16 protein-coding genes and 2 pseudogenes are annotated in these 18,420 nt (G+C 70.9%); 12 read left to right on the top strand and 6 right to left on the bottom strand.

Annotated elements, in window-relative coordinates:
- Positions 1–13: 13 nt before the first annotated feature.
- The 5 genes and pseudogenes from BJY18_RS28410 to BJY18_RS28390 all read left to right on the top strand — a co-directional run.
- A pseudogene (locus BJY18_RS28410) lies at positions 14–592 on the top strand (PadR family transcriptional regulator); the annotation flags it as partial.
- 25 nt (positions 593–617) lie between these two features.
- Positions 618–1,459 (top strand): annotated as a pseudogene (locus BJY18_RS28405) (ATP-binding cassette domain-containing protein); the annotation flags it as partial.
- Positions 1,460–1,616: 157 nt separating this feature from the next.
- Positions 1,617–2,087 carry an ABC transporter permease gene (locus BJY18_RS28400; protein ID WP_246460374.1) on the top strand — a complete coding sequence of 157 codons (471 nt, stop codon included), beginning with the start codon at positions 1,617–1,619 and terminating at the stop codon, positions 2,085–2,087.
- Positions 2,041–2,655: a glycoside hydrolase family 25 protein gene (locus BJY18_RS28395; RefSeq protein WP_184782973.1), complete on the top strand. Its 615-nt coding sequence runs from the start codon at positions 2,041–2,043 to the stop codon at positions 2,653–2,655. The genes BJY18_RS28400 and BJY18_RS28395 overlap by 47 nt, the downstream gene beginning before the upstream one ends.
- Positions 2,656–2,701: 46 nt before the next feature.
- Complete coding sequence (locus BJY18_RS28390; RefSeq protein ID WP_184782972.1) at positions 2,702–3,940, top strand: aminodeoxychorismate synthase component I; 1,239 nt, start codon at positions 2,702–2,704, stop codon at positions 3,938–3,940.
- Between the two features lie 37 nt (positions 3,941–3,977).
- Here BJY18_RS28390 and BJY18_RS28385 read toward each other — a convergent pair whose 3' ends face one another.
- A complete protein-coding gene (locus tag BJY18_RS28385; RefSeq protein WP_184782971.1) occupies positions 3,978–4,937 on the bottom strand; it encodes a quinone oxidoreductase family protein in 960 nt (319 codons plus the stop codon).
- Between the two features lie 24 nt (positions 4,938–4,961).
- Here BJY18_RS28385 and BJY18_RS28380 point away from each other — a divergent pair, with 24 nt between their 5' ends.
- On the top strand, positions 4,962–5,615 hold the full coding sequence (locus BJY18_RS28380) for a QsdR family transcriptional regulator (protein WP_184782970.1): 654 nt from the start codon (positions 4,962–4,964) through the stop codon (positions 5,613–5,615).
- On the opposite strand, the gene rsmI is transcribed toward BJY18_RS28380, so the two are convergent.
- The gene (gene rsmI, locus BJY18_RS28375) at positions 5,585–6,424 is read right to left on the bottom strand and encodes a 16S rRNA (cytidine(1402)-2'-O)-methyltransferase (RefSeq protein ID WP_184782969.1); all 840 of its coding nucleotides are present in this window, start codon (positions 6,422–6,424) and stop codon (positions 5,585–5,587) included. The genes BJY18_RS28380 and rsmI overlap by 31 nt on opposite strands.
- Before the next feature lie 62 nt (positions 6,425–6,486).
- Here rsmI and BJY18_RS28370 point away from each other — a divergent pair, with 62 nt between their 5' ends.
- On the top strand, positions 6,487–8,055 hold the full coding sequence (locus BJY18_RS28370) for a dolichyl-phosphate-mannose--protein mannosyltransferase (RefSeq protein ID WP_184782968.1): 1,569 nt from the start codon (positions 6,487–6,489) through the stop codon (positions 8,053–8,055).
- Here the strand turns inward: BJY18_RS28370 and BJY18_RS28365 are convergent.
- Positions 8,006–8,782: an AraC family transcriptional regulator gene (locus tag BJY18_RS28365; protein ID WP_184784900.1), complete on the bottom strand. Its 777-nt coding sequence runs from the start codon at positions 8,780–8,782 to the stop codon at positions 8,006–8,008. The two genes, BJY18_RS28370 and BJY18_RS28365, sit on opposite strands and share 50 nt — an antisense overlap.
- Positions 8,783–8,864: 82 nt before the next feature.
- On the opposite strand from BJY18_RS28365, the gene BJY18_RS28360 reads away from it, so the two are divergent.
- On the top strand, positions 8,865–9,434 hold the full coding sequence (locus BJY18_RS28360) for a class I SAM-dependent methyltransferase (RefSeq protein WP_184782967.1): 570 nt from the start codon (positions 8,865–8,867) through the stop codon (positions 9,432–9,434).
- 7 nt (positions 9,435–9,441) lie between these two features.
- On the opposite strand, the gene BJY18_RS28355 is transcribed toward BJY18_RS28360, so the two are convergent.
- Positions 9,442–11,157, bottom strand: coding sequence for a serine/threonine-protein kinase (locus BJY18_RS28355; RefSeq protein WP_184782966.1), 1,716 nt, complete (start codon positions 11,155–11,157; stop codon positions 9,442–9,444).
- Positions 11,158–11,421: 264 nt separating this feature from the next.
- On the opposite strand from BJY18_RS28355, the gene BJY18_RS28350 reads away from it, so the two are divergent.
- From BJY18_RS28350 to BJY18_RS28335, 4 genes are all read left to right on the top strand, one after another.
- On the top strand, positions 11,422–13,116 hold the full coding sequence (locus BJY18_RS28350; RefSeq protein WP_184782965.1) for an AbeC-like domain-containing protein: 1,695 nt from the start codon (positions 11,422–11,424) through the stop codon (positions 13,114–13,116).
- Positions 13,113–13,472 (top strand): hypothetical protein, encoded by a 360-nt coding sequence (locus tag BJY18_RS28345; protein WP_184782964.1) that lies wholly within the window; start codon positions 13,113–13,115, stop codon positions 13,470–13,472. The genes BJY18_RS28350 and BJY18_RS28345 overlap by 4 nt, the downstream gene beginning before the upstream one ends.
- A 68-nt stretch (positions 13,473–13,540) precedes the next feature.
- Positions 13,541–15,415: a propionyl-CoA synthetase gene (locus BJY18_RS28340; protein ID WP_184782963.1), complete on the top strand. Its 1,875-nt coding sequence runs from the start codon at positions 13,541–13,543 to the stop codon at positions 15,413–15,415.
- A 161-nt stretch (positions 15,416–15,576) separates the two neighbouring features.
- Positions 15,577–17,148 carry a beta-N-acetylhexosaminidase gene (locus BJY18_RS28335; RefSeq protein ID WP_312873986.1) on the top strand — a complete coding sequence of 524 codons (1,572 nt, stop codon included), beginning with the start codon at positions 15,577–15,579 and terminating at the stop codon, positions 17,146–17,148.
- On the opposite strand, the gene BJY18_RS28330 is transcribed toward BJY18_RS28335, so the two are convergent.
- Complete coding sequence (locus tag BJY18_RS28330; protein ID WP_184782962.1) at positions 17,130–17,735, bottom strand: TetR/AcrR family transcriptional regulator; 606 nt, start codon at positions 17,733–17,735, stop codon at positions 17,130–17,132. The two genes, BJY18_RS28335 and BJY18_RS28330, sit on opposite strands and share 19 nt — an antisense overlap.
- Complete coding sequence (locus tag BJY18_RS28325) at positions 17,725–18,411, bottom strand: MOSC domain-containing protein (protein ID WP_376774735.1); 687 nt, start codon at positions 18,409–18,411, stop codon at positions 17,725–17,727. Before BJY18_RS28325 ends, BJY18_RS28330 begins: the two co-directional genes overlap by 11 nt.
- Positions 18,412–18,420 lie beyond the last annotated feature (9 nt).

The following is an 18,420-nucleotide window of genomic DNA, read 5'->3' as shown; positions in this document are numbered from 1 at the left end:
CGAAGGGAGAACGGTGTCCGCAACGCGTCTGCTCGTGCTCGGAGTGGTGCGCATGTCCGGCCGGGCGCACGGCTACCAGGTGCGCCGCGAGCTGCTCACCTGGTCGGCCGACAAGTGGGCGAACGTCCAGCCTGGCTCGATCCACCACGCGCTGAAGAAGATGACCGCCGAACAGCTGCTGGCGAAGGTCGACGTCGAACCGGGCGACGCGAGCCCGGACCGGGTGGCCTACCGGCTCACCGCCGACGGCGAACGGAAGTTCCAGCTCCTGCTCGCGAACGCCCTGTCCGATCCCGAGGTCGGGCCTCCGGAGATGGCGGCGGGGATCGCCCTGCTGACCACGTTGCCCCGGGCCCACGCGATCGGCATGCTGCGCCAGCGGCTGGTGCATCTGGAGTCCGAGGAACGCCGGGCCCGGCTGATGCTCGGCGAGAGCGCCGAATGGGGCCAGCCACCGCACGTCAAGGAACTCTTCCGGCTGTGGGGCGGGATCTCCGCGGCGAGCCACCAGTGGCTCGGCGAGCTGATCGCCCGGCTGGAAGCAGGCGAGTACGTGATGGCCGACGATCCCGGCCGGTCGTTCGGCAGCCCCGGTCTCTGGGAGGAGAGGGGTTCTCATGATCACAACACTGCTGGAACCGACCGCCGGCACGGCCACGGTCGGCGGGCACGACCTGCTCACCGACCCGCTCGGCGTACGCCGCGCCATCGGCTACGTCGCGCAGGGCGGCGGCACCGCGCCCGAGGTACGGGTCGGCGAGGAGCTGGAGCTGCAGGGCCGGCTGTACCGGATGACGAAGGCCGACGCGCTCGCCCGCGGCCGGGAGCCGGCCGGGCAGCTCGACCTGACCGGCCTCGGCAGGCGGCTCACGAAAACGCTGTCCGGCGGGCAGCGGCGCAGGCTCGACATCGCGATGGGGCTGATCCATTCGCCATCGCTCGTCTTCCTCGACGAACCGTCCACCGGGCTCGATCCGCAGAGCCGCGCCAGCCTGTGGGAACACATCCGGCGGTTGCGTACCGACCAGGGCGTGACGATCTTCCTGACCACGCACTACCTGGACGAGTCGGACGCGCTCGCCGACCGGCTGATCGTCATCGACGACGGCCGGATCGTCGCCGAGGGCTCACCGGATTCGCTGAAGGCGCGGGTGTCCGGCGACGGCGTGGCGATCGGGGTCCCGGACGAGGACACCGCGACCGCGGCCGAGCTGGCCCGCAGGCTCACCGGCGCACACGACTTCGACGTGTCCGGGGGTTCGGTCCGCTTCCGGGTCCCCGCGGCGACACCGCGATGCCTGAGCTGCTGCGCACCCTCGACGCGAAGCACATCACGACGACGTCCATGCAGGTCACGCGTCCCACGCTGGACGACGTGTTCCTCACTCTCACCGGCCGGTCGCTGCGCGACGCGGAGCTGCCCGCACCGGAGGAACCGGAGGTGTCCGGTGTTGCGTGACATCTGGCTGATCTTCCGCCGGGACTCCGGCGCCGCGCTGCGGAACCCGGCGTGGCTGCTGATCGGCGTCCTGCAGCCGCTGCTGTACCTGTTCTTCTTCGGCCCGCTGCCGGTGAAGACGCCCAACGCGCAGGGACTGTCCGATGTGGACGGCTGGATGGTGCTCACGCTCGCGTCGTGCTCCTACCCGCTGGCGCTCACGCTCAAGAGTGAGGAATCGTTCACCGCCCTGCTGAACGCGGTGCTCATGCCGCTGCTGCTGCTGTCCGGGATTCTGATCCCGATCACCGCGGGGCTCGCGCCGAAGTGGCTGTACACGATCTCGCAGATCAACCCGGCCCGGCACGTGGTCGACGTGGAGCGCACCAGCTTCCGCGGCGACTTCTCGATGGACGCGCTGTTCACCGGGAGTGTGGTGGTCCTGGCGATGGCGGTACTGGCGATCTGGTGGGGAGCTCACACGTTCCAGCGGGGAAAACGCCTGATCACGCGCACCGACACGCCGGGGAAGGTCACCTGGCGCCCCGCCACGGGGCCTAAGGTGGCCTTTCACCCGTCGTGGGGCTTGTCAGGGGTGCGAAGTGACCGAACCGGAGAGCGAGCGCGGGCTCACGCTCACGCATCGTGAGCACGTGCTCGATTGGTCGGCGGTACGGGGCGCCGACGTGCGGTTCGCTTCCGTGACCGTCAGCGAGAACGTGAACTGGAGCGATCCCGGCGCCGAGCGGATGCTGGCGGCCGCGCAGGAAGCGGGCCTGCACACCGGTGCCCGGCACTACGCCCGGCCGGGCGCGGTGCACGACCAGGCCGAGCACTTCGTGCGCACGGCGAGCCGGCTCGGCGCGTTCGCCCCCGGCTCCCTCGCGCCCGCGCTGGAAGTGGACGCGCAGAGCGTGGACGACCGGTTCGTCAAGACCTGGATCAAGCACGTGCGGCATGCCGCGCGGATCCGCCGTGTGCTCGTGTACGCCGGGCACGACTGCTGGGCGCACCGGCTGCACCCGGACCGCTGGGCGGATCCCGAGGTGGTGCTCTGGCTCGTGCGGCACAACGGGATCCCCGGCCGCCCGGGCTGGTTCCACGCGCGGCTGGGCGTGCACCAGCACGCCTGGGGACCGGATGTGCCGGGGGTCGGCGGACCGGTCGCGCAGGACGCGGTGGTGTACCCGTTCACGCTCTCCGACCTGCTGCTCTGAGCAGTTCGCCGTCGGCTCGTCGCGACGCCGCGGGCACAATGGCGGCATGCTCGCCCAGCCGCTGCGTACGGATCTGCCGCCCGAACAGGTGGTGATGCGGCTTGCCGCCTACGCACGGGCGCACGGCTTGGCGCAACCCGCCGCGGTGTGCGGCGAGTGGTTCGGCTCGCGAGCGGTGGTCGCGCCGTTCCTCGACGTGTCCCCCAGGCCGTTCCCGCCACCGGTCACCGAGGTGGATGGCGAGGGCGTAGGCGGGGGCTGGTTCGGGTTCCTCGGCTACGACCTTGCCGACCCGTCCGGTCGCCACGGCCGGTTGCCCGCGTCCGCCTGGGGCTGGGCCGACCACGTGCTGCGCTGGGACTCGGCCGGTAACTGCTGGTTCGAGGCGCTGGACGGCAGCCGCGACCCGGAGCTTCTCCGGTCCACTGTGGAACGTGCGTTGGCCGTTCCGGTGACACCGCGCTGGTCGGCGAGTGCTGTGCGGCGGTCTTCGGGCCACGAGCTGGCGGTGAAGGCCTGCGTGCACGAGATCGAAGCGGGCGAGCTGTTCCAGGCCAACGTGTGCTCGCGGTTCACGGGGACGTTCCGCGGTGAGCGGGCCGCGCTGTTCGCCGAAGGTGTCCGGCGGCTGGCGCCGCGGCGGGCGGCGTACGTGGCGGGAGACTGGGGTGCGGTCGTTTCGCTGTCCCCGGAGTTGTTCCTGGCCCGCCGCGGGCGCCGCGTGCGCTCGTCGCCGATCAAGGGCACGCTGCCGCGGCGGGGTCCGGAACACGAGGGCAACGACCGCCTGCTGCGCCGTTCGGAGAAGGACGTCGCGGAGAACGTGATGATCACCGACCTGGTACGCAACGACCTCGGGCGGGTGTGCGAGGTCGGCAGCGTCGTGGTGCCGGAACTGCTCTCGGTGCACCCGGCACCAGGGGTGTGGCATCTGGCGTCCACAGTGGAGGGTGTGCTCGCGGAGGGGGTGGACGACGCCGGACTGCTGCGGGCCACGTTCCCGCCCGGCTCGGTCACCGGGGCGCCGAAGATCCGCGCACTCGACCTGATCGCCGAGCTGGAACCGCGTGCGCGCGGCGTCTACACCGGCGCGGCCGGCATCGTCTCCCCGGTCGCCGGGATGGAGCTGAACGTGGCGATCCGGACCTTCGAGATCGCCGGCGGGGTACTCGAACTCGGTGTCGGCGGCGGGATCACGGCCGATTCGGACGGTGCGGCGGAGTGGCGGGAATGCCTCGACAAGGCAGCCCCGCTCGAACACCTCCTCGCCACCCCACCTCGGTGAGTGGCGAGCCCGGTTCCGGCCTCGCCACTCACGAGGGTCACGCGCGGGGGTTCAGCAGGAGCTTGCCGATCGTGCGGCGGGAGCGCAGCGCCTCGTGCGCGGCGCGCGCCTCGGCGAGCGCGTACTCGCCGCCGGCGATCGCACGCAGCTCGCCTGCCCGCACCAGGTCGAACAGCTCGGTCAGGGCAGTACCGAAAACGTTGCCGGGCAACCGGAGAGCGTGCGGCAGCCACATCCCGCTGATCGCGGTGCTGTGCCGCAGCAGGCTCGGCAGCTTCACCGGCTTCGGCTGCTCGCGCCCGGCCATGCCGTAGAAGGCGAGCCGCCCGAACGGCGCGAGCGCGGCAACGCTCTGGTCGGTCGTGGTGCCACCGACCATGTCCAGGACGATGTCCACGCGGTTGCCGCCGTTGGCCTCGCGCAGGATGTCGGTCATGTTCTCCGCACGGGAGTCCACGGCCACGTCCGCACCCAGTTCGAGCGCGAGAGCACGCTTCTCCTCGCTGCTCGCGGTGGCGATCACCCGGCCGGCACCCCAGGCCTTCGCCAGCTGCACGGCCAGCGAACCGACACCGCCCGCGGCCGCGTGCACGACCACCGTCTCACCGGGTTCGAGGTGTGCGTTCTTGCGCAGCAGCAGCCACGCGGTCGTGCCCTGCGCGATCATGGCCAGCGCGTGCAGGTCGTCCACCCCGTCCGGTACCGGCAGGGCCATCGCCTCAGCGACCACCGCGCGCTCGGCGTACCCGCCGCCCTCGCCCAGCAGCGCGACCACCCGGCCGCTGTCCGGAGTGCGGCCGACGACCTCACCACCCGGCACGAACGGCAGCCGGCTCGCGGCCAGGTAGGAGTTCTCCGCCTGGTGCGTGTCCGCGTAGTTCACCCCGCTGTGGTCGACCTCGACCAGCACCTGGCCCGGACCGGCCACCGGATCGGGCAGTTCGGCCGGGGTCAGCACCTCCGGTCCGCCGAACTCGGTCACCTGCACAGCACGCATTCGCGCTCCTCCTCACGGCTCGTCATGAGACATTCTGGCAGACGTCTCATTCGCGCGACACTCCGTGCTAACGTCTCGTCCATCGACACGCCGCTCTCCTCCCGTGCCCCGCGTCCCGACGCCGTCGCGGCGTTCCGGCTCGCACGCGGCCGGTTCCGCGATGGCCGGCGCGTCGACCTGCGGGACCTCGTCACCGAACTCGGCGTCAGCCGGGCCACCCTGCACCGCTGGGTCGGCAGCCGAGACCACCTGCTCGGCGAGATCCTGTGGGCGGAAACAGCGGCCGTACTGGACAACGTGTCGTTCACCGGACGCGGCGGCGAGGGCATCGCGGAAGCGATCGGCACCTTCGTGCACACGGTGAACGGCTCCGCGCCGTTCCGCGCCTTCCTGCGCCGGGAACCGGAACGCGCCCTGCGCCTGCTGACCACGAAGGCCAGCCTCGTGCAGTCACGCACGATCGACAAGCTGCGCACTTTGCTGTCCGGCGAAATCACCGCGGGACGGCTGAGCACGCCGCTACCGGCAGCGGACCTGGCCTATCTCCTGGTCCGCGTCGGCGAATCGTTCATCTACACCGACGTGATCACCGGCGACGAACCCGACGCGGCGAAGGCGCACACGGCGGCCCGGATGCTGCTCGGCGCTCACTTCCGCGACGCGACGACCGCGTCGTAGAGCTCCTTTTTGGACACACCGGCGGACTCGGCGACCTCCGCGGCCGCCGTTTTCAGCCGCTCCCCGTCGGCGACGCGAGCGCTGACTTCCCCGACCAGGTCCGCGACGGACACCTCGGCCCGCGTCGCCCCCTGCAGGACCACAGTGATCTCGCCGCGTACACCGCCGTTCGCCCACTCCGAAAGCGAAGCCAGCGTGCCGCGTTTGACTTCTTCGTACGTCTTGGTCAGCTCACGGCACACCGCGGCACGGCGCTGCCCACCGAGCGTCTCAGCCGCGGCGGCCAGGGTGGCGGCCAGGCGGTGCGGCGATTCGAAGAACACCGCGGTCCGGCGTTCGGTCGCCAGCTCCGTCAGCCATTTCGAGCGCTCCCCCGGTTTGCGCGGGGCGAAACCCTCGAAGCAGAACCGGTCGCACGGCAGCCCGGACAACGCCAGCGCCGTGGTCACCGCGGACGGGCCGGGCAGGCAGGTGACCGGCAGGTCTTCCGCCACGCACGCGGCCACCAGCCGGAACCCGGGGTCGGACACACTCGGCATTCCGGCATCGGTGACGAGCAGGACGTTTTCCCCACTGCGCAAGGATTCGAGCAGTTTCGGCAGCCGCGCCGTCTCGACGTCCTCGTAGAAGCTGACGACCCGGCCGGCCGGGGACACGCCCAGCGCGGACGCCAAAGTGCGCAGCCGCCGGGTGTCCTCGGCCGCGATCACTTCCGCCGTGCCGAGCGCTTCGACCAGGCGTGCCGAGGCGTCCCCGGGATCGCCCAGCGGGGTGGCGGCGAGCACGAGCCGTCCAGGCGAGGAGATCATGGCCCCACCCTAATGGCGCCGTCACACTGACCTGACCCCCGCGACCCGTAGTATCGGGCCCCGTGACCGCGCTGCTGACCCGTGCCGACGACGGCGGTGCGCGGCCGGAACCGGTCGACGCGCTGCTGCCCCCGACCGACCGCGAGGCCACGCTGCTCGGCCGGGCGATGCCCACCGACCGCCTCCGCGGCTGGGTGGTCACGCTCGTGCTCACCGCCATCGGCGCGATCGTCCGGCTGCAGAACCTCGGGTTGGCCACGGACAAGGGCACCCCGGTCTTCGACGAGAAGCACTACGTGCCGCAGGCAGCGCAGATGCTGCGCAACGGCGGGTACGAGGACAACGCCGGCTACGAGCTGATCGTCCACCCGCCGCTGGCCAAGGACTTCATCGCGTTCGGCGAATGGCTGTTCGGCTACAACGCCTGGGGCTGGCGGTTCGTGCCGGCTCTCGCGGGCACGCTGATCGTGCTGCTCACCGTGCGCGTCGCGCGGCGGCTGACCCGTTCGACGCTGCTCGGCGGGATCGCCGGAGTGCTGGTGATCTGCGACGGCGTGCTGCACCTGCAGTCCCGGATGGGCATGCTCGACATCTTCATCGCGCTGTTCGTGCTCGCCGCGTTCGCCTGCGTGCTGGCCGACCGTGACCAGGTGCGCCACCGGCTCGCGGTGGCGGTGCGTGAGGGCTGGGCCGGCGAGTCCCCGTGGGGGCCGAAGCTCGGCTTCCGCTGGTGGCGCTTCGGTGCCGGGCTGATGATCGGCCTGACCTTCGGGGTCAAATGGTCCGCGCTCTACTACATCGCCGGGTTCGGCCTGCTCACCGTGTTCTTCGACGTCGCGGCGCGGCGGGCGGCGGGCGTGGAGCGGCCGTGGCTGGGCACCATCCGCCGGGACGTGCTGCCCGCGCTGTGGGCGATCGTGGCCGTGCCGCTGCTGATGTACCTGGCCTCGTTCTGGGCCTGGTTCGCCAGCGAGACGGCCACCGACCGGCACTACACCGAGATCAAGGACGTCGACCCCGGGCTGTTCGGCTGGATCCCGCCCGCGCTGCGCTCGCTCGCCGACTACAGCGCGAACGTGCTGCACTTCCACGAAACCCTGCTGACTCCCAAGGACAATCCGCATCCCTGGGAATCGAAGCCGTGGACGTGGCCGATGGGGCTGCGCCCGATGCTCTACTACTACGACGGCACGGTGACCGGCTGCGGCGAGTCCCGCTGTGTCGGCGCGACCATGCTGATCGGCACGCCGGCGATGTGGTGGCTGGCCGTTCCGGTGCTGGGCTGGGGACTGTGGCGTTCGTTCTTCCGCGCCGACTGGCGCTACGTCGCGGTGCTCGCCGGCTACTTCGCCGGGTACCTGCCCTGGTTCACCAACATCGACCGGCAGATGTACTACTTCTACGCCACGCCGCTGGCGCCGTTCCTGGTGCTCGGGCTGGTGCTCGTGCTCGGGCAGATCCTCGGCAGCGCGAGACGCGGTTTCGAGCGCCGGGGCACCGGTCTGCTCGTCGTCGCGCTCTACACCGGGCTCGTGGTGGCCAACTTCGCCTGGCTGTGGCCGATCCTCAACGGGATGCCGATCACGAACGAGCACTGGCAGGCCGAGATGTGGCTGCCGTCCTGGCGCTGACCGTGGCATCGATCGTGGCGCTGAAGTAGGCGCCCGGCGGCACCCCGACCGCCCGGCGGAACGCGGCGACGAACGCGCTCGCCGTCGCGTATCCGACGCGGTGCGCGACCGTGGTCATCGGCAGCCCGGCGGCCAGCAGCGGCAGCGCCGCACGCAGCCGCACCTGGGTGCGCCAGGTCCCGAAGGTCATCCGGCAGTCCCGGGTGAACGCGCGGGCCAGCGTCCGCTCGCTCGCCCCGACGACCCGGCCCAGCTCGGCCAGCCCACGGGCGTCCGCCGGATCGGCGAGCACCACCGCCGCCGCGTCCCTGGCCCGCGGATCCGCCGGCGTGGGCACCGTGATCGTGGTGACCTCGAGTGGTTCGAGCAGGTCGAACGCCACCGCCTCGGCCCGTTTCCGTGGTGCGGCGGCCAGTCCTTCGGCGGACAGGTACTCCAGGAGTTCCCGCAGCAGCGGCCGCACGGCCACCAGCCGCGGCTGCGGCCAGCCGACCGGGCAGCGCTCCGGGTCGGCGTAGATGCCCCGCAGGTCGGCGTGACCGAGGGTGCCGGTGCGGTGCCAGACCCCGGCGGGCACCCAGAGCGCACGGCTGGGTGGCAGCACCCAGTGCGCGTCGTCCACGGTGACCGCGGCGATCCCGCGCGCGGACCAGACCAGCTGGTGAACCGGGTGATCGTGCCATGGAAACCAGGCGCCTGCCGGCAGCGAAAGATCGCCGACGAGCATCGCTCCGGCATGACCGTAATAGAACACGATGTGGCAGCCTATCGCCTTCCGGTCACCACCGGGACGGCTTACCGTCGAGCACATGCCGATGAACCTGATGCACCGCAAGCTCTGCAGCTCGGAGAAGTGGGCCGCGGCCGTGGCCGAGGTGCTGCCGGGCTGGCTGGCGCGGTTCGACCTCGGCGACGACGTACTGGAGATCGGCCCCGGCTTCGGCGCCACCACGCGGGTGCTGCTGGAGAAGGTGCCACGGCTGAGCGTGCTGGAGATCGACCCGGCCTCCACCCGGCTGCTGCGGGAGAAGTTCGGCGACCGCGCCGAGGTGGTCGAGGGCAGTGGCGCGGAAATGCCATTCGAGAGCGGCCGGTTCTCCGCCGTCGTGTGCTTCACGATGCTGCACCACGTACCGACGAACGCCTTGCAGGACGCCATCTTCTCCGAGGCCGCCCGGGTACTGCGGCCCGGCGGTCTTTACTGCGGAGTGGACAGTCAGCTCAGCTTCCGGTTCCGCCTGCTGCACCTGGGCGACACCATGAACGTGCTCGACGCCGCCACACTGCCCGCCCGGCTTGGCGCAGCCGGCTTCACCGAAGTCGACGTGCGGCACCAACCGAAACAGCAGGTGGAGTTTTCCGCCGCGAAACCCTCGTGAGCGTTGATCAGCGAGGGGAGCGGCGCGGCACGATCTGTGTGACGGGGCCGTCCGGCGACTTTCCGGCCCGGCTGAGCCAGCCCTCCACCTCACGCCGCACGGAGTTGAGCGTCGGACGGCGGCGCGGCTCCGGGTCGAGCGAGGCGGCGAGGATGCGGGCGTGCGCGGAACGACGCGGCAGGTGCGACACCGGATCGGCGCGCGCGGCCGCCATCAGCGCGGCCATCGGCGTCTCGCGGGTACCGCGCGGCGGCTGCCCGGCGAGCGCGTAGCTGACCGTGGCGGCGAGCTGCCAGGCGTCCGAAGCGGGGCTGGCTGGCGCGCCCATCGCCTGCTCGGGCGCCACGAAATCGGGGGTGCCGATCATCATCCCGGTGGCGGTCATCTTCGAATCGCCCTGACTGCGCGCGATGCCGAAGTCGATCAGGTGCGCCAGCCCGACCGGGTCGAGGATCACGTTCGACGGCTTGATGTCGCGGTGCAGCACGCCCTTCTCGTGTGCCGCCACGAGTGCGCCTGCCATGGTGGCCCACAGCCGCCCGGCCGCGACGTCGTCGAGCGGCCCCTGACCGTCGACCACCTCGGCGAGCGGACGGCCCTCCAGGTACTCCATCACCAGCGCGAGCCCGTCCGGCTCCTCGGCCAGGTCGTACACCCGCACGCAGTTCGGGTGGTTCACCACGGCCAGCGCCCGCGCCTCACGCTGCATGCGCTCCTCGGTGTCACGGTCGGGCGCGTGCGCGATCTTCAGCGCGACAGTGCGGTTGAGCTGGGTGTCGACCGCCTCCCACACGGTGCCGAAGCCACCGTGGCCGAGCCGGCGGACCCGCCGGTAGCGGCTGCCGCCGGCACCACGGGATCCGGGTGGCAGCGGGACCGGTCCGGGCATCGCGGCGAGCGCGCCCGGCGGTGGCGGCTCCGGCGCGGACGCGAGCGCGGTGGCGGGGTACGGCTTGTTCACCGGCGGCGGGGGCAGCTGCTCACGCGGCGGGGGCGGCTGCGCGGCGGGCGGCTCGTCACGCCGTGGTTCCGGCCGGTTGATCACCGACCAGGCCGGCGGCCCGACGAGCGCGACCGGGATCAGCCCGAGCACGCTGAAGGGCAGGAAGCCGAGCCAGAAGTGCACCGCCGTGTTGGCCGTCATGCCGACGCTGGCGAGCGCCATCACCACGAACGGAATCCAGAAGAAGCGCGACGGCCACTTCGGACCGCGGCGGAACGCGGTACGCGCCTGCAGCATCACGAACAGCAGCGAGCCGAGTGGCAGCACGGTGAAGGCCAGCAGGTACAGCGCGTAGGAAAGCTTGATGCCGTGCGGGTAGAACAGCGTCTCGTAGATGTTCGAACCGCCGCCGAGGTAGGTCTTCTGCACCCCGACGAACGAGCAGTAGTCCTGGTTCAGCGTCTGCGTCTCGGAAACCGAGAGCCCGGTATGCCCGCCGGCAGCGGCGGCGCGGAAGGTCTCGGAGATGCCGTTGGACAGCAGCCACGGCAGCACCAGCACGCTGACCACGCCGATCAGGCCGAACACGGTGAGCGTGGTGGCGTCGTAACGGTTGCCGGTTCCCTTGCGAACGAGCGCGACGACCAGCGCACCCAGCGCCGGGAAGAGCGCGACGAGCGCACCCGCTGTGGTCGTCGCCCACACCCAGTCACCCGGGCAGAAACCCGGGCCGAACAGGGTGTGCGCGAACGAGAGCAGCGCGCTCGCGAAATCGCTCACCGCCTGGTTCCCCTCACTCTCGGTGCCGCCGTGGTGCCGCAGCGCGGCCGATCCGCCCGCTCCAGCTTAGGACGCACGGGGGTCCGACGGGGTTGCCGGGTCGGGGCGCGGGCGCCGTGCGGCCTGGTCCCGGGAGCGGTCCGCGCCGGTCACACCGCATTGTTCCGATTTCGTCCAGGAAGTGCTCTTGATCATGCTACTTTCGGTGCCCGCTCGAGCCGAGCGAACGGCCTGCTCGTCCACGACCCGTCCCGGAGCACCGGAGTGACCCAGCCCGTCCCACCACCCCTGGCCGCGCTCGACGACAACACCCGGTATCTCGCCGCCGGCGCCCATCTGGACCGTGCGTTCGCGGAGAAGGCGGTGCGGGAGTTCCTGGTCGAACCGACCCGGCAGATCCCGCCGTCGCAGGGTGTGGACACCACCACCGTGCTCACCGAGGCGCTGGCCGCCCGGACCCGGCGCAAGTACCGGGACGGCACGTTGATCGTGCTCGGCCTGATCTTCCTCGTCTTCGGTTCGGTGACCGGGATGACTGCGGGCTGGATCGCCGCGGCCGCCACCGGATACGCGGTGCGGAGTTGGCTGCGGGAGCGGGACCGCAACCGGGTGCACCGAATGGCCGGCTTGGTCAGGATCTGCGCACTGCTGCTGGTGGCGGTGACTTTTGGTCTGTTCAGCATCGCGAGCTTCGGCCTCGGCTCACTGGTGTTCGCCGACAGCCATTACGACTACGAGTACGATTCCGCCGGCTCGATATTCGCCGTGGCCTGGTTGATCGCGCCGCTGTGCTGCCTGCTCATGCTCGCTGTCCTGATCGCGGACCGGCTGGTGGTCTGGCAGCTCACCACGGGCTATTTCGGCCGGCAGGCGCGTATTCCCGGCCAGGTCGGCCTCCCACCCGCGGATCGGCTGTCACTTTCCCTCGCCCCGCAACGTTTCCGGCAGCAACTGGAGCGGCACCGAATCGGCCGGCAGCCGTCGGCACCGGACGCGCGGATGCCGGTGACCGTCTTCCGCGGCCGGAACCCCTTCGTGGGCGCGGGCGAGAGCACTACTCCGTGGTCGATGGCGATCCCGCTCGAACAGGACGGCACCGCGGAGACCGAGGAGCCGCTGACCGCGATGGGGCTCTACCAGCGGGTCGCGGACAAGATGGCGGACCTGCGAGCGACCGGCACACTGTCGCCGGACCGACGGCTGCGCGAACTGCGGATCGGCGGCGCCGTCTTCGTGGCCGCCGAGGAACTGATCGACCACCTGCACCTGCCGGAAGCCCCGGCCTATCTTCAGCGGCTGGATCTGCCGCCGGAGACACATCTGCGGGATGTCGAGGCGAACCGGCTCTTCGAGCAGCCCCGCGAATGGTCGCGCTACTACCTGAGCTTGGAGCTGGAGACCTGGGACCGCGAACTGGTCGTCTCGGCGTTCTTGCACGCCGCGATCGATCGGAACGCGCTCTACCTCGAGTGGACGCCGTGCGTGCTGGCGCCGATCGCCGAGCGGTACCGGAATGTCGACAAGATGGTGCGGGGTGGTCCGCGCCCGGTCGGCGAAGGGTTGCTGCGCTGGCTGCTGCTGCCCGGTACCGCGTTCGCCCGGCTGGTGAACGCCTGTCGGATGCTGCTCCCGCTGCCCTACGACGGCTACCAGCTCAACGCGGACCGGTACGGCACCGCGCGGACATTGCGCGAGCTGGCCGCGATGTCCGAACCGCGCGACTACTTCCAGGCCGTGGACGCCCGGCGCTACATCCAGTTACTGGAGAGCCGGCTGGTGCCCGCCATCGTGGAGGTGCTGCGCGAGCACGGCCTTTCCAGCGTCACCTTCGAACGGCAGATCAACGTGGTGACCGGCAACAATGTGACGATCAGCGGAAGCAACAACGCGCCGGTGCTCTTCGGCGGCACCGTGCACGGCGACGTCACCGGCCGGCCCACGGCGGAAAGGAAACCGTGACCGAACCGGGCAACCACGTGCACATCTCGGGCGACAGCAACGGCCCGATGATCTTCGGCGGAGTAGTGCACGGCAACGTGACCGGCGGTACCGGCGGCGGGGAGACCGAGACCGCGGCCGAACTGCGCCGGCTGGTGGCTGAACTGCTCGCGCTCGTGCGCGCCGCCGATCTCGCCAAGCAGGAGGTCATCGCGGACAACCTCGAAGAGCTCGCGGACGCGGCCGGCTCCGAAGTGGCCGCGGCCGTGCCGATCAGCCGCTGGGAAAAGGTGAAGAAGCTACTGAGTGGCGCCGCGGAGTTCGCCGGGCTCACCGTCCGGATCTCCGAGCAGGTCAGCAAGCTCTGGCCGAGCTGACCTGCGCGACCTCCGCAGCGGCGCGATGATGGGGGCGCATCCTTGCCGTCGACGTCGAAGGAGGCATCGTGGGCGCTTACGCGGAGAGCTACCGGCGCAGTCTGGACGATCCGGAGCACTTCTGGCTCGAGGCATCGCATGCGATCGACTGGACCACGCCGCCCACCAGGGCGCTGGATTCCTCCCGTGAGCCATTCTACCGCTGGTTTCCCGACGGGGAGCTGAACACCGCGCACAACGCGCTCGACCGGCACGCCGACGGCGGACGCGGGGAGCAGGCCGCGCTCATCTGGGATTCGCCGGTCACCGGGCAGCGGCGCCGCTACACCTACCGGGAGCTGCGGGACGAGGTGGCGACCTTCGCCGGCGCGCTCGTCTCCCTCGGGGTCACGCGCGGCGACCGGGTGATCCTGTACCTGCCGATGATTCCCGAAGCCGTGGTGGCGATGCTCGCCTGCGCGCGGATCGGCGCGGTGCACTCCGTGGTGTTCGGCGGCTTCGCGCCGAAGGAGCTGGCCGCGCGGATCGAGGACGCGCGTCCGAAGCTGATCCTCGCCGCATCTTGCGGGGTCGAACCGAGCCGCATCGTCGAGTACAAGCCGATCATCGACGCCGCGCTCGCGGTCACCGAGCACCAGCCCGAGCACGTCGTGGTGTACCAGCGCGAGGCCGCGGCCGCGGAGCTGTCCGGTACCGACCTCGACTGGGTCGACCTGGTGGAAGGCGCCGAGCCGGTCGATCCGGTGCCGGTGCGGGCGACCGATCCGCTGTACATCCTCTACACGTCCGGCACCACCGGGAAGCCGAAGGGCGTGGTGCGTGACGCCGGCGGGCACGCGGTCGCGCTGGCCTGGTCGATGGGTGCGATCTACGACGTGCACGCAGGCGACGTCTGGTGGACCGCGTCCGACGTCGGCTGGGTCGTCGGGCACTCCTACATCGTCTACGCGCCGCTCCTGGTGGGCGCGACCACCGTGCTGTACGAAGGGAAACCCGTCGGCACGCCGGACGCGGGCGCGTTCTGGCGGGTCATCTCGGAACACGGCGTGCAGGCACTGTTCACCGCACCGACGGCGTTGCGCGCGGTGAAGCGGGTGGACCCGGACGCGGCCGAGCTGGCGAAGTACGACCTGAGCGCGTTCCGCACGTTGTTCCTGGCCGGGGAGCGACTCGATCCGGAGACCTACCGCTGGGCGCACGACATCCTCGGCACCCCGGTGGTGGATCACTGGTGGCAGACCGAGACCGGCTGGCCCATCGCGGCGAACCTCCGCGGCCTGGAACCGATGCCGGCGAAACCGGGTTCGGCGACGAAGCCCGTACCGGGCTGGGACGTGCGCATCCTCGGCCAGTCGGGCGAGGAACTGCCGGCGGGGCAGGAGGGCGCGATCGCGCTGAAACTCCCGCTGCCGCCCGGTTCGCTGACCACGTTGTGGGGCGACGACGAGCGCTACCGCGAGGCCTATCTGTCGCGGTACCCGGGCTACTACCTCACCGGCGACTCCGGTCACCTCGATGAGGACGGCTACCTGTTCGTCATGGGCCGCACCGACGACGTGATCAACGTGGCCGGGCACCGGTTGTCGACCGGGTCGATGGAGGCGGTGCTGGCCGCGCATCCGGCGGTGGCGGAATGCGCGGTGATCGGCGTGGCCGACCAGCTCAAGGGCCAGGTGCCACGCGGGTTCGTGGTGCTGAAGGCGGGCGTGGACGTCACCGAGGAGCAGTTGCGGGAAGAACTCGTGGCCATGGTCCGTCGCGATATCGGCCCGGTGGCGGCGTTTCGCGACGTGTCCGTGGTCGCCGCGCTGCCGAAGACGCGGTCGGGGAAGATCCTGCGCAAGACCATGCGTGGCATCGCCGACGGCCGCGACGAGCCGGTCCCCTCGACCATCGAAGATCCGGGCGTGCTGGACACGTTGCGTACGGTGCTACGCCCCTGAACTCGGCCGGGCAGTACTCCGGTCAGCGGGAAACCCTTCACCCGTGCGATTCCCGGGTGACGTGCGGATCTGCGGCACGGCAAGCCGTTCGGCCGGTTGTCCGTGGCCCGCGAGTGGTCTATACCTTTGGGGACCGCTCCTGTCCGCACCGGAGGTGCACTGTGAAGACGTTGTCCAGGGCTGTGCTCGGGGTGGCGGTGCTGGGGCTCGCCGCGGTCGCGGTGCCTTCGTCGGCCTCGGCGGCACCTCCCGCGACGGAGCGGCAGGTCACCGACATCGTGCCGGTCCCGGTGGAGGCGAAAGCCGATCCCAGCGCAAGTTTCCGGCTCACGCCGGGCACTGTGATCCGCGCCGGCCGCGGAACCGGCGACGTCGCCGCGTACCTGCGCGAGCTGCTGAAGCCCGCGACCGGCTACCCGCTGCCGGTGCTGCCCGCGAGCGCCGGGCTGCCGGCCATCTCACTCGAACTGGGCAAGGCCGACCCGCGCGTCGGCGACGAGGGATACCAGCTGACCGTCGCGAAGTCCGGTGTTCGCCTCCGGGCGAACACGGCGGCCGGGCTGTTCGAGGGTGTGCAGTCGCTGCGGCAGCTGCTTCCGTCGGAGATCGAGTCCAAGACGGTGCGGCAACGCAGCTGGACGATCGCCGGCGGTACCGTGCTCGACTACCCGCGCTTCGGCTACCGCAGCGCGATGCTCGACGTCGCGCGGCATTTCTTTGCGCCCGATCAGGTCAAGCAGTACATCGACCGGATCGCGCAGTACAAGATCAACACCCTGCATCTGCACCTGTCCGACGACCAGGGCTGGCGAATCGAGATCAAGAGCTGGCCGCGGCTGGCCACCGAGGGCGGGAAGACCGCGGCGTACGGCGATCCGGGCGGCTACTACACCCAGGCCCAGTACCGTGACCTCGTCGCCTACGCGGCGTCCCGGCACATCACGGTCGTGCCGGAGATCGACATGCCCGGCCACACGAACGCGGCACAGGCCACCTACGCGGAGCTCAACTGCGACGGCGTCGCCGTCCCGCCGCGCACCGACATCGAGGTCGGCTACAGCTCGCTGTGCATCGGCTCGCCGACCACCTACCGGTTCGTCGAGGACGTGATCAGGGAACTCGCCGCGATCACCCCCGGCAAGTACCTCCACCTCGGTGGCGACGAGGCACATTCCACTTCGGACGCGGACTACCGGACGTTCTACGAGCAGGTCGCCCCGCTCGCTGCCAAGTACGGCAAGCTGATCACCGGCTGGCACGAGATCGTGAAGAGCGAGCCGCCCGCGTCGGCCATCCCGCAGTACTGGGACCAGGGCGGGCCGGACGCCGACGTGACGGCCGCCGCCGAGCGCGGGAACAAGTTCCTGATGTCGCCGTCCAACCACGCCTACCTGGACATGAAGTACGACGCCTCGACACCGCTGGGCCAGGACTGGGCCGGGCTGGTCGAGGTGCGCGACGCCTACGACTGGGATCCGGCGGACCTGGTGCCCGGCGTCGGCGAGCAGTCGGTGGCCGGCGTCGAAGCTCCCCTGTGGACGGAAACCCTGCGTACCGCCGACGACCTCGAGTACATGGCCTTTCCGAGGCTGCCGGGGATCGCGGAGATCGGCTGGTCCCCGCAGGCTTCCCGCAGCTGGGACAGCTACCGCGCCCGGCTGGCGAAGCAGGCCACCCGATGGGAACAGCAGGGAATCGGCTTCTACCGGTCCCCTCAGGTCGACTGGCCTTGAGCCAGCCGCGCGGCGACGGCACGGCGCGCCAGCCGGTACGGCTCGGCGCTGCCGTGCAGCATCGCGTCGGCGTTGGCCGCCCGGCCGAGCGCGTGCAGTTCGAACGCGAGCAGCTCCGGATCCGCGTCGAGCTGGCCGAGGGACACGGCCTCGGCAGCGCATGCGCGGATTTCGGCCAGGAACGCCCGGCCCATCGCGGCGATCGCGTCCCGGACCCGGCCCGGCTGAGCGTCGAACTCCGCGCTGACGTTGAAGAAGAAGCAACCACCAGGAAAGACACGCTGCTGCGAGTAGTCCAGCCAGCTCTCGCAGAGCACCCGCAGCCGGGGCAGCCCGTCCGGCGTCGCGCGTGCGGGCGCGAGTACATGTTCCGCGAAAATGCCCTGCGCCGCTTCGACAGCCGCGAGTTGTAGGTCCTCTTTGGACCCGAACAGCGCGAACACGCCGCTTTTGCTCAGCCCCAGCTCGCCGGCCAGCCCGCCGACCGAAAGGCCGGCGAGCCCGTGCACGGACGCGACGTCCACCGCCCGGCGCAGCACCAGGCGGCGCGTCGCGTCTCCCCTGGCGACCCGGCCGTCAACCGGCACGGCGGGCCCGCCAACGCTCCACTGTGGACAGCGGGCCGGACCGGTAGGACTCGGCCAGCGCGGGTGCGGACAGGATCCGTCCGGCCAGCTCCAGCGCGGGCTCGACCCGCTCGGCGGGCAGCTGGGCGTAGTTGACGTGCGCGACCACGACCACCTCGGCGACAGTCGGGCCGGCCGAGCGCTCCACCACCTCGACCGGACCGGACGTGGGCACCGTGCCGGACTTGAGCACCCGCAGGTACCAGCCGCACCGGCCGGTGTCGAGCATCGCCGGGACGACGTCCTTGCGGCCGGTGCGCATGGCGAGCTTGAAGCACGGACTCCGCGGCTGGGACACCTGGACCAGCGCGTCTCCCCACGCCCAGACGTCCCCGATCCGCACGTCGTCCTCGGCCGCACCGGACAGCGACAGGTTCTCGCCGAAGTCGCCGCGGCTCACCTCGAACCCGTCGGCCACCCAGTCCGCGTAGTGCCCGGCCGGATAGACGTAAACCGCTTTGTCGACACCGCCGTGCACGGTCAGGTCGGCCTGGCGGTCCCCGTCCAGGTTCAGCTCGGACAGCGCCAGCTCCGGTTCGGCGACCCTGGCCTTGCGGATCGCGCTCAGCACCGGCTCCGCTCGCCGGTGGCCGAGCACCTGCGGTTCCCCCACATAGACGTTCTCCAACGACAGCATGCCGATAAA

The sequence above is a fragment of the Amycolatopsis jiangsuensis genome (assembly GCF_014204865.1).
Lineage (GTDB): Bacteria > Actinomycetota > Actinomycetes > Mycobacteriales > Pseudonocardiaceae > Amycolatopsis > Amycolatopsis jiangsuensis.
The sequence above is the reverse complement of the archived record's forward strand: the minus strand, read 5'-3'. Positions and strand labels throughout refer to the sequence as shown.